Origin of the sequence: Paenibacillus gorillae (assembly GCF_000513275.1) — a bacterium.
In the GTDB taxonomy this organism is placed as follows: Bacteria; Bacillota; Bacilli; order Paenibacillales; family Paenibacillaceae; genus Pristimantibacillus; species Pristimantibacillus gorillae.
In genome coordinates this window covers 15820-30095 of the sequence record NZ_CBVJ010000089.1, presented here as the reverse complement: position 1 = coordinate 30095, position 14276 = coordinate 15820, and the positions used below count along the sequence as shown (strand labels likewise).

Genomic DNA, 14276 nt, shown 5'->3' with positions numbered 1-14276 from the left:
TTGTGAACAAATGTTTAAAGCTGTAAGTAAACCTGACATGCCAATAAAAAATACCTTACATAAGTATTGACGGTGCGAAAACAGAGTTTTATAATTACCTCATAGTTTGGAACGAAAATTGAACAATAACTGTTCAACAATATGCAAATGTTCGGAAATGGAGGAAATATCAGATGTCAGTTCAAAATGTTTTGGACACAATCAAAGAAAACAGCATTCAGTTCGTAGATTTCCGCTTCGTGGATCTTTCCGGTAAAGCGCACCACATCACTCTTCCTTCGACAGAAGTCGACAGCGACACATTCGTAAACGGTGTAGCGTTCGACGGTTCCTCGATCCCAGGTTTCCGCGGTATCGAAGAATCTGACATGGTGATGATGCCTGATACGGAATCTGTATTCATCGATCCTTTTACCGACCACCCAACACTTAACATCATGTGTAACATTCACACGCCGGACGGCGAACGCTATGAGCGCGACCCGCGCAGCATCGCTCAAAAGGCTGAAGAGTTCCTGCAAACGACTGGCGTTGGTACGACAGCATTTTTCGCTCCTGAGTCCGAGTTCTTCATTTTCGACGAAGTTCGTTATGAAAGCACAATGAACTCCTCCAGCTTCTATGTAGATTCCGAAGAGGCAGGCTGGAACACGAACCGTAAAGAAGAAGGCGGCAACCTGGGCTTTAAAGTTCCTGTAAAAGGCGGCTATGTTCCAGTAGCTCCAGTTGACCAACAACAAGACATCCGCAGCGAAATGGTTCGTCTGATGCAAGAAGTTGGCCTTCGCGTTGAACGTCACCACCATGAAGTGGCGACTGCAGGCCAAGCGGAAATCAACTTCCGTTTCGACACGCTGACAAAAACAGCTGATAACCTGATGGTTTACAAATATATCGTTCACAACACAGCTCGCCAATACGGCAAAGTAGCAACATTCATGCCTAAACCGCTGTTTGGTGACAATGGTTCCGGTATGCACGTTCACTCGTCGATCTTCAACGGCGACACTCCTTTGTTCTATGAAAAAGGCGCTTACGGCAACCTGAGCCAACTGGCTATGCACTACATCGGCGGCATTCTGCACCACGCACCTGCCCTGATCGCTTTGACTAACCCAAGCACGAACTCGTTCAAACGTCTTGTGCCTGGTTACGAAGCACCGGTTAACCTGGTATTCTCCAAAGGCAACCGTTCCGCAGCGATCCGTATTCCTATCGCTTCGGTAACTCCTAAAGGCTGCCGCATCGAGTTCCGTACACCGGACTCCACAGCTAACCCTTACTTGGCGTTTGCAGCTATGCTGCTTGCTGGTCTGGACGGCGTTAAACGTAAATTGGATCCAGTTGCTTTGGGCTATGGTCCATTCGACAAAAACATTTACGAACTGCCAGAAGAAGAGAAGAAAGAAATCCGCAGCGTACCTGGTACGCTTGACGAAGCGCTTGACGCTTTGGAAGCTGATTCCGAGTTCTTGACTGAAGGCGGCGTATTCACTAAAGACTTCATCGACAACTACGTTGCAGTTAAACGCAACGAAGCTAAAGCGGTATCGATTCGTATCCATCCGCATGAATACAGCCTTTATTTCGGTTGCTAATCGCAGCCTGACCAAGCGGGCTCCTTCGGGAGCTCGTTTTTTTGTTCAGCAATTGTCCTAACGAAGAAAGCTTCGTTAATATCTGCAGTTTTTTCTCTAAATAACTGACCGATAAGCATTATTTAACCTAATTCATCCGAACAAGGATACTTTTTTCTTAATAAGGAAATGGATTTCCGCCCTTATGAACTTTTTGGCGTTCTTCCTTATATAAGACTTTTAAATCTTAATAATAAGGAAGTTTAATACCGATTAGTGAAAAAACAAACTCACCAAAAGCAGCATCAGCCCAACATTTACGTTATTGGCGAATTGTTGGGAGCAATCCTTTACCTTTTATCCAAAATCCGAATGATTTACAGAATCTAAACCTTTAGCGTTCGACTTTTTGTCAACAATATTCATCGAAATACACTTGAAGCATCGCCATAAACTTGTTATCATTAGCGTTATCATGTGAGATTAACCTCGGATGTAACCAAACAAAAAGGTGGGTAACGGAGATGAAACGAGCTTATAACTTCAATGCTGGACCAGCCGCTTTGCCGCTTGAAGTGCTGCAGCAGGCACAAGAGCAGTTTGTTGAGTACGGAGGTGCCGGCATGTCCATCATGGAAATGTCGCACCGTAGCGCCCTTTATGAGAATGTAAATAATGAGACGCAAGCGCTGATGCGCGAATTGTTCGGAATTCCCGACAATTACAAGGTGCTTTTCCTGCAAGGCGGAGCAAGCCAGCAGTTCGCTATGATTCCGATGAACCTTCTTCGCGAAGGACGTCCCGGCGCATACGTAATGACGGGCAACTGGGCGGAGAAAGCGATCAAGGAAGCGAAGCTGATCGGTGAGACTGTAGTTGCGGCGACGACGGAAAGCGACAAATTTATGCGCGTGCCTAGCCAAAGCGAAATCGTTGTACCTGACAACGCAGCTTATGTACATTTGACTTCCAACGAAACGATTGGTGGTACGCAATTCCAGCAATATCCGGTCATTGGCGGAAATGTGCCATTGATTGCCGATATGTCGAGTGATATTTTGTCCCGTCCTGTCGATGTGAGTCAATTTGGCCTCATTTATGCTGGCGCTCAAAAAAATCTTGGGCCATCCGGTGTAACTGTTGTTATCATCCGTGATGATCTCGTTGCCGAAAGCCCTAAACATATCCCGGCTATTTTCCGTTACGATACGCATGCGAACAACAGCTCGCTTTACAATACGCCGCCATCCTTCTCGGTTTATATGGTTAATCTCGTTCTGAAATGGATTCAAAGCAAAGGCGGAGTTTCGCAAATAGAGCAGTACAACCGCGATAAGACGAAGCTGATCTACGATCAGATCGATCAAAGCGGCGGCTTCTATACCGGCGCGGCTCATGCAGACAGCCGTTCGGTCATGAATATTACGTTCCGCATTCACACTGAAGAGCTGGAGAAGCAATTCGTGAAGGAATCGGAGCAGCATGGCTTTGTTGGTCTGAAAGGACACCGCGACGTTGGCGGCTTGCGCGCTTCGACTTACAATGCGGTTCCGCTTGAAAGCTGCAAAGCGCTTGCAGAATTTATGGCTGATTTCCAAAAACGGAACGGCTAATGCAACAATACAAAGAAAGGACAGCGCTTGACGGCTGTCCTTTCTTTGTGTGAATATGGCAATTAAGTTGACTCCAACCGGTTAAGCCAGGGATGAGGCGTCGATGCCGTTCGGGCCAAGCAGCTTATAACCGACATTGCGCACGGTCATAATATATTCAGGCATTCTGGCGTTTTTCTCGATTTTATCCCGCAGATGGCTAATATGAACGTCAACGATTCGCGTATCGCCGAGGAAATGATAATCCCAGACGCCGTGAAGCAGCTGCTGACGGCTCAGTACTTTTCCTTTGTGCTTGCATAGGAACAAGAGCAGCTCGAATTCTTTCGGAGTAAGCTCAATATCCTTTCCGTCCACGATAACCTCGCGTTGATCAGGCCTTACCGAAAGCCGGCCGATGTCGAAGGCAGAACTTTCAACATGACTAGGCAAAGCCTGTATGCGGCGGAAAATAGCCTGGATACGGGAAATGAGTTCCTGCGGGCTAAACGGCTTCGTCATATAGTCGTCGGCACCATTGTCCAGTCCAGCGATTTTGTCAGTAACATCCTGCAATGCGGTCAGCATGACGATCGGTACAGCATTGTTGAGTTTACGCAGTTCGCGGCACACTTGAAGGCCATCCATTTTCGGCAGCATAAGATCCAACACGATCAGGTCAGGGCGAAACGGTTTAAGCATATCAAATACGGCTTCGCCGTCTCCGACGCATCGAACCTCATAGCCGGCAAGCTTTAAATTGAATTCGATGAGCATGGAGATGGATGGCTCGTCATCGACGACTAATATTTTCTTCTTCATCGCACAATTCTCCTTTACACTCCCATTAATGATTCCATTATGAAGGAGTACATTCAACCGAAGATTAACCGTAAGTTAACGATGTGTAAAATTTTTCGAGAAAATGCGCAAATCTATCATTTCATGTATAATGTATAGGCAAGAATGAGAGGTGTGAAAGAGAGTGGCATTCCATATTGTATTGGTAGAACCTGAGATTCCGGCAAATACGGGCAATATTTCAAGAACATGCGCAGCTACGGGAGCGCATTTGCATCTTGTTCGGCCGTTAGGCTTTCAAACAGATGATCGTACCTTAAAGCGGGCGGGTCTGGATTATTGGCACGCGGTTCACATTGAGTACCATGATTCGTTCCAGGAAGTGCTGGACAAGAACCCTGAAGGTCGTTTTTTCTATGCCAGCACGCGCGCTACTAAGGTTTATTCGGAATTCGAATATCGGGACGGCGATTTTTTTGTGTTTGGCAAAGAAACCAAAGGGCTGCCCCAAGAGCTGATTGATGCGAATTTGGATACTTGTATCCGGATGCCGATGACTGGAGACGTCAGATCGCTTAATTTATCGAACTCGGCAGCGATTGTTATCTACGAGGCGCTTCGGCAAAATCATTTCCCATCCCTTCATTAATTGCAGAATGTTAAGAATATGAGAATGTCAGAAGGAATTGCCGATTGCTCATCGAAAGCTATTAAAGCAAAGGTTTCACTGGAAAGCTTGCAAATCTAGACACAGAAGAGGTGAAAACGATGAAACCAGCAGGGGTGGTAAGAAAAGTAGATCAACTTGGACGAATTGTACTGCCAAAGTCTCTTCGCAAACGGTATCAGATGAATGAAGGAGATCCCGTTGAAATATTAGTACAAGGCGATCACATTATTTTGGAGCGTTACCGTCCGAGATGCGTATTTTGCGGTTCGATGGAAGAGGTACGTGAATTTAAAGACAGATACTTATGCGGACAATGCGTAGGCGAGATGAATCAGCTTCGCCGTTAATCCATAGCATGCGAAACAAAAAGAAGGAAGCTTCCTGTATCAAGCGCCAACACGCTTAGTATAGGAAGCTTCCTTCTTTTAACCCCGGGTACTGGGATGCACAATGGCCAAATTAAAGACCTTTTGTTTTGTCTTCGTTGTAAGAGGACGTTAACATCGCTGTCACGAATAAAACAAAGACCGTCAGTACGGTGATCATGGTAATAGACATTGCGCAGACACCTCCGATTAATTCCGCTACATCCTCTTTATTATACCCAACGATGCGCAAAAAGAAAACTTTAAAAGTTGCAGACACCTTGCTAAAATAAAAGGATTCAGACCTAACAAAGAGGAGGCGCAAACGTAATGGATTATCGGTTTGCATCGCGAGTTTCTGAGGTGAAATCATCAGCTGTTCGAGATATTTTGAAGCTGACGCAAGGGAAGGATATGATCTCGTTCGCAGGAGGCTTGCCAGCAGAGGAACTGTTTCCTGTACAAGCTGTCCGTGAGGCGGCTGAGCGTGTATTAGATGCTGGGACCGGCGCTTTGCAATATGGATTGACCGAAGGGTATTTGCCGCTTCGCGAGCAGCTTTGCGTTCGTATGGCGCAAAAAGGGATGAATGTTAGCCCGGATGAAATGATTCTGACGACAGGCTCACAGCAAGCCATCAGCTTGCTCGTGCAAGTGTTAACAGAGCCTGGCGACGTTATCCTGGTAGAGAAGCCGACTTATCTTGCTTGCCTGCAAGTATTTGAGCTGTACGGCTTGCGTGTCATTGCAGTGGAAAGCGACGAGCATGGCATCATTCCGGAAGACGCAGAGCGTCTCATTCGTGAACATAAGCCAGCGATGCTGTACGCGGTTCCGACCTTCGGAAACCCGACAGGCAACGTATGGAGTCTGGAAAGAAGGCAGCAGATTCTGGGTCTATGTCTGCGTAACGGTATTCCGATTCTGGAGGATGATCCGTACGGAGAAATTAAATTTGATGAAACGGCAGAGTATCCGACGTTGTTCTCGCTTGATCAGCAGCAGCAAGGCGGAGCTGTAATCTACACCAGCACCTTCTCCAAGACGGTTGCTCCGGCGCTGCGTACCGGCTGGGCTATTGGAGATGAGCGGGTCATTCGAATGATGGCGAAGGCGAAGCAGGCTGCTGACATTCATTCCAGCTCAATGGATCAGCAAATTCTTAGCCAGCTGCTGGCGCATTTTCCATTAGACGATCATATCCAAACGATTCGCCGCTCGTATAGGGACCGAATGATTGAGATGCAGAGCTTGCTTTTGGAGCAAAACATCGAGGGCTTCAGCTGGATCGAGCCGAAGGGCGGCATGTTCATTTGGACGCAGCTGCCGGAAGGGCTTGATGCGGAGGTGTTGTTAAAAGCCGCTGTGCGAAAAGGAGTGGCGTTTGTGCCGGGCAGCTCGTTCTATGCATATGACCCGCAGCGAAATACGGCCAGACTTAACTTCACCCATAATACAGGGCAAAAAACGGTGCAGGGTGTTCAGCGTCTGGCGGATGCCATTCGTGAATTCACGGCACGCAGCTAAAACGTTCAACATCCCTTCGCCGGAATTCTATTCATTCCAGCGTAGCGTACAGCCATTATTCAATTACTGCCGCATCGACGCATTAGGCGTCGGGCGGCAGTTTTGCTATCCACTCGGCGATGACGCTTGCGTATTCCTCTAGCGCTTTCTCGCCGCTTGGCGTCAGACCATAGCTGCCTCGTTTGACCCGCTCGAACCAGTTGTAGTAGTTGCTGCGGAGCAAGTCACCGCACTTGGGAAACCCAGTTATCGCGGCTAGCTTGCTCGGGGAGAGCGGGCCGTAGCGCTGCATCGCATAGGCGCAGCGAAGCGCTTTTTCACGGTAAGCCGTGACCAGCTTGCGGCCGGTGCTGCCGCCAACGTTGTAATCGCCGCTGCGCTCGCGGAATTCCTGAAGCAGCCGTGCTTGTTTTTTTCGCCGGATACCGCGCTGTGGCGCATCGCCTGGCTCGCAAAGAAACTCAATAACGGGCGCTTTTGTCTTGAAGAACGTAACGGTCATAAAACCGAGGCCCAGCATCCGGCATAGCTCGGTAATATCGCTGAAGCGCTGGTTATGGGCGCCGCTCTTTTTCCGGTTGCGTTCTACAGCAAGTACGACGTTGTCATTGATTCGCAAACGTTCAACTCCCTGCAGCAGCAGCGCGAGGTTGAACGTTTTTTTCATTTCGACAACAACCGCATCGGAGGCATCCGGTTTCATTGCGACCAGGTCACAGTGCAGAACTTCGCTTTTCACCGTGTATCCAAGCCGCTCATAGTAAGCTTTAATAGGGCTGTACAGCTCTTCTTCCTTCGTAACGGCCACGGAAAATCCCTCGCTTTCTTCCACCTATTATAACAAAGGATTGTTCACGCTTGTCGCAATTTGATGGATTGCCGACTAAAATAGTGGTCAATTTCCTACAGGACTAAGCATAGGAATGTAATACTTCAATAAAAAGTTGTTCCCTCGATAGATAGGCTAGAGAAAATCCCGGGCGGAGTGAAAAATGCGGATTGCGGAAGCGATGGGAGGAGGCACGGCATGGACATTTTTAAGCGAATATCGGAGTACCGGACAGAGAGTGAGAAGCTGGAATGGACAGGAACGTTCAAGGCATACATCGATTCATTGAGGCAGGATCCTACACCGGCCATGACAGCGCACTCGCGCGTCTATGACATGATTGAATCATTTGGTGTGGAGGACACGAACGGCAACAAGCGGTATAAGTTTTTTGAACAGGAGATTTTCGGGCTTGACCGTGCGGTTCAGAAACTGGTGGAGGAATATTTCCATTCGGCTGCAAGAAGGCTGGATGTCCGTAAACGGATATTGCTGTTAATGGGCCCTGTAAGCGGGGGCAAATCAACGATTGTGACGATGCTCAAGAAAGGACTGGAGCGCTACTCCAGAACGGAACGCGGCGCTGTCTACGCGATTAAAGGCTGCCCGATGCACGAGGAGCCATTGCATCTTATTCCGCATGACCTCCGGCCGGAAATTGAGAAGGAGCTTGGCGTACGTATTGAAGGCAATCTCTGCCCGTCCTGCCAGATGAGACTGCGTACTGAATATGGCGGTGAGATCGAAAATGTGCTCGTCGAGCGCGTCCTTATTTCTGAGGATAACCGGATCGGTATCGGCACATTCAGTCCTTCTGATCCGAAGTCTCAGGATATCGCTGACCTGACTGGCAGCATCGATTTCTCCACCATAACGGAATTCGGCTCTGAATCCGATCCGCGCGCTTACCGGTTTGACGGCGAGTTGAATAAAGCGAACCGGGGACTGATGGAATTTCAGGAGATGCTGAAATGCGATGAAAAGTTTCTATGGAACCTTCTCTCGCTGACGCAGGAGGGCAATTTTAAAGCGGGCAGATTCGCCTTGATCTCGGCTGATGAGCTCATAATTGCCCATACAAATGAATCCGAATACAAATCATTTATTAGCAATAAGAAAAACGAAGCGCTGCAGTCCCGGATGATCGTCATGCCGATTCCGTACAACCTGAAGGTGTCGGAGGAGGAGAAGATTTACACGAAGCTAATCGGCCAAAGTGATATGAAGCATATTCATATTTCGCCGCACGCGCTGCGTTCGGCTGCGATCTTTAGCATACTTACCCGCCTGAAGGAAACGAAGAAGCAGGGCATGGATCTGGTCAAAAAGATGCGGATGTACGATGGCGAGGAGATTGAGGGCTTCAAGGATGCGGATCTGAAGGAAATGCAAAACGAGTATATTGAAGAAGGCATGTCCGGCGTTGATCCGCGTTACGTCATCAACCGGATTTCGAGCGCTTTAATTAAGCAGGATACACAGTGCATCAATGCGCTGGATGTGCTTCGGGCGCTGAAGGACGGACTCGACCAGCATCCGTCGATTACGAAGGAGGAGCGGGAGCGGTACTTGAACTTCATCTCTGTGGCCCGTAAGGAATATGACGGGCTGGCGAAGAAGGAGATTCAGAAGGCCTTCGTTTACTCCTTTGAGGAGTCTGCTCGCACCCTGTTTGAGAACTACCTCGACAATATTGAGTCCTATTGCAACTGGGCGAAAATTAAAGACCCGCTGACCGGCGAAGAGATGGACCCGGATGAGCGGCTGATGCGATCGATTGAAGAACAGATTGGTGTCTCCGAGAATGCGAAAAAGGCGTTCCGCGAGGAAATTCTTATTCGGATATCGTCCTATTCCCGAAAAGGCAAAAAGTTCGATTTCACCAGTCACGAGCGTTTGCGCGAAGCGGTGGAGAAAAAGCTGTTCGCCGATCTGAAGGACATTGTCAAAATTACGACGTCAACGAAAACGCCGGATGAAAGCCAATTGAAACGAATTAATGAAGTAACAAAGCGGCTGATTGACGATCACGGCTACTGCCCGGTATGCGCCAATGAGCTTCTCCGGTATGTAGGCAGCCTGTTGAATCGCTAAATTGTGAACAAAAACCAGCGGAGAATGGTGCCGCTGGTTTTCTTTTTCCAAATAAGGGTTACTTTATACCCTATTTTGTCGATATAATAGGAAGCAGAATAATATTGCCTAACATAGGGGGAGCTTCAACATGATTAACGTTTCGGCGCATCGTCAACGGCAGCTGGACTATACAAGAATAACCCAAGAAGACCTGGACAGGCTGTCGGCCTGCCGCCTGATATTCGAGCAGGTTGTGGAGGAAGTGGTGGACCGCTTCTACTCCAGCATCGAACAATATCCTGAAATGATGGATCTCATTAACCGGGTCAGCAATATTGAGCGGCTGAAAGAAACACAGCGCGTCTATTGGCTGTCGCTGGCTTCCGGCGTCATCGATGAGCCGTTTATTGAGAACCGGATTAAGATCGGCTTGGTTCACTCACGGATCGGTCTGACGACGGACTGGTATTTGGGTACTTATATGACTTATCTCGATATTTCCACGCAAGTCATGCAGCGGGTGATCCCGGAACGCTGGAGCGGCATCATTCATTCACTTAGCAAAATGTTCAATTTGGATTCACAGCTTGTCTTGGAGGCTTATAACCAATCCGAACAGGCGAAAATTCAATCTCTGGCCGATGAACGGTCCGAAATGCTGACGACTGTAACAGGCGCCGTGGAGAAGCTGGCAGGACTCATGGTCGAGCTGGATGAAGGAGCGCAATCGATCGCAGCAACGGCAGTATCCACGTCGCAGTCGCAGGACAAGGCCCATGAACTGCTTGGCGAGCTGCAGGTTGAGCTGGATGGCATCACGGAGATGGGAACCTTGATTCGCGGAATTTCCGATCAGACGCATTTATTGGGGTTGAACGCCGCCATTGAAGCAGCCAGAGCAGGGGAGAACGGTCGAGGCTTCGAGGTTGTAGCCAACGAGGTTCGGAAGCTGGCAGCCTCTTCACGGACGGCGATGGAGACGATCCAGCGCAACCTGGAGGAGATTGAGAAAAAAATCTCAGCGGTTCAGAAAGAATCGGAGCAAACATCCGGAGAAGCCCGTAACCAAGCGGCCCGCTCGCAGGAATTGGCAGTATTCGTTCAAATGGTGGAGCAGGTGGCGAAAGATTTGCGTGAATTGAATACATAACAAAAGAATAGGCATATGATAAAAGCAGGGATCTTCTTCCAATAGAAGCCCTGCTTTTTATGTTATATAAGTTGACATTAAAATTCGGATTTAGTATGATGAACCTAACATAAATGATACAATTACAGGTAAAAATGATCCAGATTCCTAACATTACCTCACTCAAACATGACATATATTAAGGGATGTCCAATGTGAACATTGATTGAGGATGCTGCACCATCATGGAGGAGGCGGTTCGCATGTCGACAGCCACGCAGTCGCAGTATTATGATTCGCATTCATTTTACGATGAGATGTTCAAGCAGGATTTGTCCGTTCGTCCGCATTATGAAAGCGTCCATCGTTTATTCGGACGGATGAAGCACGCTGAGTTGTCGATGCGGCAGCATGCCCTCAACCAAAGGATGCTGGAGGAGGGAATCACCTTTACCCTCTATAGTCCTAATCAGAACGAGCCGCTTGAGCGCACGATACCGTTCGACTATATCCCCCGAGTCATTCCGAAGCAGGAGTGGGATGCAGTGGACCGGGGCGTCCGCCAGCGTATCAAGGCGCTTAATTTATTCGTCCATGATATATACCATGGTCAGCGCATCATAGCAGACGGTGTTATCCCTAGACGAATGATCGTATCCAACACGTATTTCCGTCCGGAAATGTCTGGACTCGATGTTCCGGGAGGCGTTTATATTACGGCTTCCGGCATAGACTTAATTAGAGATGAGAAAGGCAGTTACTACGTGCTGGAGGACAATTTGCGCTCCCCGTCAGGTTTCTCGTATTTGTTCAAAGGCCGTACGCTTATGAGTGAGCTGTTCCATGAGCTGTATTTGTCTTCAGCTGTACAAAGTATCGAACGCAGCTTGAATTATTTCCTGAGCTCGCTTCGTTCACTGGCTCCAAGCGGCAAGCGTGACCCGCTGATCGTACTTCTTACGCCTGGAGCGTTCAATTCCGCTTATTACGAGCATACCTTTCTCGCGCAGCAAATGGGCATCCATCTCGTAGAAGGGAGAGATTTGGTCTATAAGGACCATAAAATTTATTTGCGTGATTTGCGCGGCTTGCGTCAAGTTGATGTCATATACCGCCGAATCGACGATGATTTTCTCGATCCGCTCGCTTTCCAGCCGGATTCGCTGCTTGGCGTGCCAGGATTGATGAATGCCTACCGGGCTGGCAACGTTGCGATTGCGAATGCTCCAGGTACAGGGGTAGCAGACGATAAAGCAGTGTATGCATACGTCCCGGATATGATTCGTTACTATTTGGGTGAGGAGCCGATCCTGAATAATGTTCCGACCTATATTTTATCGCGCAAGGAAGAACGGGACTATGTGCTGGATCATTTGGAACAGCTGGTCGTGAAGGAAACATCTTTGTCCGGCGGTTATGGCATGCTGATCGGCCCTGCTGCTTCGGCCAAAGAAATTAAAGATTTCGCAGCAGCAATTATACGTGAGCCTGAGCGATATATTGCGCAGACCACGATGAAGCTGTCGAGGGCACCTGTAATGGTTAACGGAAGCATGTCACCCCGTCATATTGATTTACGGGCGTTTGCATTAATGGGCGAGGAGACACACATCATACCTGGAGGTTTGACAAGAGTTGCGATGAGAGAAGGCTCGCTCGTCGTCAATTCCTCGCAAGGCGGCGGTGTTAAGGATACATGGGTGTTGAGCCGATAACGCGATAGGCGGTCAATAAGGAGCCTCGGTCGAGGCCGAAGAAATGGAGGGGTCGCTATGCTTAATCGGAATGCGGAAGCTTTATTCTGGATTGGACGCTATATGGAACGTGCGGAAAACCACGCCAGATTGATTGACGTTCATTACCATTTGCAAGCAGAGGATGAACGCGGATTAGATACAAGCGGTCCCGGGGACGAAGCCGTGGATGCGCCTTGCAAATGGATGCGAATCGTTGACGCGCTGGGCAGCAGAAATTCCTATGAAGGACAATACGGCGTCTATAGCGAACAGGATGTTCTCCATTACATTACGCTCGACCGCGACAACGCCAACTCCCTTGTGTCCTGTGTCAGCCATGCCAGAGGCAATTTGCGAACCATTCGCGAGAAGGTGCCAAGCGAGCTATGGGATACGATTAACGCCTTTTACTTATGGCTGCGGGAGAAGCAGCCGGACGATCTTATGCGCGAATCGCCGCATTTGTTCTATGGCCGCATCCGGGAGTGGACCGCTCTGTTTCAGGGCTTCTGCCAATCGGTCATGCCGCGGGAGAATGAATGGCATTTCATCGAATGCGGACGGTATTTGGAGCGTGCGGAAAATACATTGCGCATTATTAAGGCGGTCGGCAATGCCGCTAGCGGAGAAGGGTGGAACAATACGGGCGCTTACCCTTACCTGCAAGCTGTATTGAAGTCGGTGAGCGGCTATCAATCATTCCGCAGGTTTTACGCGGACGGAATGTCCGTAGAAGCGATTGTTGAATTCGTCATATTGAATGCTGTCTTTCCACGCTCCGTTCATTTCGCTTTCCACTCGCTCGACGAGCATATGCGCATGATCGAGCTGCAAGATAAGCAGCTTCGGGCCGCTCATGAGAAGGTCATCCGTCAGGTCGGGAAGGTGAAGGCCGACTTGGCATGTCTGGAGCATGATGATATGATCGTGGACCGCAACGGTTCCATTGTCGATCATCTGCTGGATGCATGCGAGACGATGGGGGTAGCGTTTGCGAAAACCTTTTTTCGAATGGGGGAAGCAAGCGCATGAAGCTGAATATTTCACATGTGACGCAATACGAATACGAGGCACCAGTTACGGACAGTGTCAATGAAATCCGTCTGACGCCAAGCACTAACGAGCGGCAGTCCTGTTACCAGCAGGCGATTTGGATCGAGCCGAATGCTTCCCTTTTCAGCTATGAAGATTATTTCGGCAATCGGGTCCATTCTTTTTCTGTTAATGCGCTGCACCGTAGGCTTACGATCCGGACACAAATGACCGTTGTGACGAAAAATTCGCCAAGCCCAGAGGAGCAAGCTGCCTTGCTGAATGGCAAGCTGGCACGGGAAGCATGGTCTTGGCTGGAAACGGAGGAAGCAGCCAACCGTTTTGCGGAGTTTTTGCTGGAGACCGAATATACTGGCGTGACGCCTGAAGTGGAGAGCTTTGCCTCCAGCATTAGCGATAAGGAAGAGGCCGATATTAGCGTATTAGGCTGGTTGTCCGTTTTGTCCAGCAGCATTCGGGAACAGTTTATTTACGATCCTGAAGCGACAACGGTGAAGACGAAAGCAAGCGATATGATAGAGCGGAAACGGGGCGTATGTCAGGATTTCGCCCATTTGATGATTGCCTGCTGCCGAGCGCAAGGCATACCTGCGCGCTATGTGAGCGGCTACCATTTCGTTGGCGATCTGCAGGGCGGAATCGCCGATTTCGAGCAAGCCTCCCATGCCTGGGTTGAAGCGTATGTGCCGTCCCTCGGCTGGTGCAGTTTCGACCCCACCAACGAGGCGCCAGTTGGCGAGCGTTATGTGAAGCTGGGCCACGGACGCGATTATATGGATATCGTTCCAGTTAAAGGCGTCTACCGAGGAAATGGCGGGCAGCAGCTTAAAGTGACTGTCGACGTGCGGAAAGTAGAGGATTAGATCATAGAATCGTTCCCAATATGGAGAGGATGTCTCTTAAGCAGCTTGCTGCTTGGAG

The 14276-nt window shown here is 49.0% G+C and carries 12 protein-coding genes; 10 read left to right on the top strand and 2 right to left on the bottom strand.

Features of this window, described 5'->3' with window-relative positions; translation table 11 throughout:
• Positions 1 to 173: 173 nt before the first annotated feature.
• Entirely contained in the window at positions 174 to 1598 is a 1425-nt protein-coding gene (gene glnA, locus TY10_RS15355; RefSeq protein WP_042165178.1) for a type I glutamate--ammonia ligase, read from the top strand.
• Positions 1599 to 2101: 503 nt separating this feature from the next.
• A complete protein-coding gene (gene serC, locus TY10_RS15350; RefSeq protein ID WP_042165175.1) occupies positions 2102 to 3190 on the top strand; it encodes a 3-phosphoserine/phosphohydroxythreonine transaminase in 1089 nt (362 codons plus the stop codon).
• An 81-nt stretch (positions 3191 to 3271) separates the two neighbouring features.
• On the opposite strand, the gene TY10_RS15345 is transcribed toward serC, so the two are convergent.
• Positions 3272 to 3991, bottom strand: coding sequence for a response regulator transcription factor (locus TY10_RS15345; RefSeq protein ID WP_042165173.1), 720 nt, complete (start codon positions 3989 to 3991; stop codon positions 3272 to 3274).
• Positions 3992 to 4154: 163 nt separating this feature from the next.
• Between TY10_RS15345 and trmL the strand changes: the two genes are divergently transcribed.
• The 3 genes from trmL to TY10_RS15330 all read left to right on the top strand — a co-directional run bounded on the left by trmL (position 4155) and on the right by TY10_RS15330 (position 6532).
• Complete coding sequence (gene trmL, locus TY10_RS15340) at positions 4155 to 4619, top strand: tRNA (uridine(34)/cytosine(34)/5-carboxymethylaminomethyluridine(34)-2'-O)-methyltransferase TrmL (RefSeq protein WP_042165171.1); 465 nt, start codon at positions 4155 to 4157, stop codon at positions 4617 to 4619.
• 119 nt (positions 4620 to 4738) lie between these two features.
• Entirely contained in the window at positions 4739 to 4987 is a 249-nt protein-coding gene (locus tag TY10_RS15335; protein ID WP_042165166.1) for an AbrB/MazE/SpoVT family DNA-binding domain-containing protein, read from the top strand.
• A gap of 348 nt (positions 4988 to 5335) precedes the next feature.
• Complete coding sequence (locus tag TY10_RS15330) at positions 5336 to 6532, top strand: aminotransferase-like domain-containing protein (RefSeq protein WP_042165162.1); 1197 nt, start codon at positions 5336 to 5338, stop codon at positions 6530 to 6532.
• Positions 6533 to 6614: 82 nt separating this feature from the next.
• Here TY10_RS15330 and TY10_RS15325 read toward each other — a convergent pair whose 3' ends face one another.
• A complete protein-coding gene (locus TY10_RS15325) occupies positions 6615 to 7340 on the bottom strand; it encodes a DUF2161 domain-containing phosphodiesterase (RefSeq protein WP_042165159.1) in 726 nt (241 codons plus the stop codon).
• 219 nt (positions 7341 to 7559) lie between these two features.
• On the opposite strand from TY10_RS15325, the gene TY10_RS15320 reads away from it, so the two are divergent.
• From TY10_RS15320 to TY10_RS15300, 5 genes are all read left to right on the top strand, one after another.
• Positions 7560 to 9455 carry a PrkA family serine protein kinase gene (locus TY10_RS15320; RefSeq protein ID WP_042165156.1) on the top strand — a complete coding sequence of 632 codons (1896 nt, stop codon included), beginning with the start codon at positions 7560 to 7562 and terminating at the stop codon, positions 9453 to 9455.
• A 130-nt stretch (positions 9456 to 9585) separates the two neighbouring features.
• A complete protein-coding gene (locus tag TY10_RS15315) occupies positions 9586 to 10587 on the top strand; it encodes a globin-coupled sensor protein (RefSeq protein ID WP_042165153.1) in 1002 nt (333 codons plus the stop codon).
• Between the two features lie 242 nt (positions 10588 to 10829).
• Positions 10830 to 12281 (top strand): circularly permuted type 2 ATP-grasp protein, encoded by a 1452-nt coding sequence (locus TY10_RS15310; RefSeq protein ID WP_042165150.1) that lies wholly within the window; start codon positions 10830 to 10832, stop codon positions 12279 to 12281.
• A 57-nt stretch (positions 12282 to 12338) separates the two neighbouring features.
• On the top strand, positions 12339 to 13334 hold the full coding sequence (locus tag TY10_RS15305) for an alpha-E domain-containing protein (RefSeq protein ID WP_042165147.1): 996 nt from the start codon (positions 12339 to 12341) through the stop codon (positions 13332 to 13334).
• On the top strand, positions 13331 to 14218 hold the full coding sequence (locus tag TY10_RS15300; protein ID WP_042165145.1) for a transglutaminase family protein: 888 nt from the start codon (positions 13331 to 13333) through the stop codon (positions 14216 to 14218). Before TY10_RS15305 ends, TY10_RS15300 begins: the two co-directional genes overlap by 4 nt.
• Positions 14219 to 14276 lie beyond the last annotated feature (58 nt).

Excerpts from the sequence above, each read along its gene's own strand:
- TY10_RS15320 (WP_042165156.1), top strand. The coding sequence starts at position 7,560 with ATGGACATTTTTAAGCGAATATCGGAGTACCGGACAGAGAGTGAGAAG.
- TY10_RS15315 (WP_042165153.1), top strand. The coding sequence starts at position 9,586 with ATGATTAACGTTTCGGCGCATCGTCAACGGCAGCTGGACTATACAAGA.
- TY10_RS15310 (WP_042165150.1), top strand. The coding sequence starts at position 10,830 with ATGTCGACAGCCACGCAGTCGCAGTATTATGATTCGCATTCATTTTAC.
- TY10_RS15300 (WP_042165145.1), top strand. The coding sequence starts at position 13,331 with ATGAAGCTGAATATTTCACATGTGACGCAATACGAATACGAGGCACCA.
- serC (WP_042165175.1), top strand. The coding sequence starts at position 2,102 with ATGAAACGAGCTTATAACTTCAATGCTGGACCAGCCGCTTTGCCGCTT.
- TY10_RS15335 (WP_042165166.1), top strand. The coding sequence starts at position 4,739 with ATGAAACCAGCAGGGGTGGTAAGAAAAGTAGATCAACTTGGACGAATT.
- TY10_RS15305 (WP_042165147.1), top strand. The coding sequence starts at position 12,339 with ATGCTTAATCGGAATGCGGAAGCTTTATTCTGGATTGGACGCTATATG.
- TY10_RS15330 (WP_042165162.1), top strand. The coding sequence starts at position 5,336 with ATGGATTATCGGTTTGCATCGCGAGTTTCTGAGGTGAAATCATCAGCT.
- glnA (WP_042165178.1), top strand. The coding sequence starts at position 174 with ATGTCAGTTCAAAATGTTTTGGACACAATCAAAGAAAACAGCATTCAG.
- TY10_RS15345 (WP_042165173.1), bottom strand. The coding sequence starts at position 3,991 with ATGAAGAAGAAAATATTAGTCGTCGATGACGAGCCATCCATCTCCATG.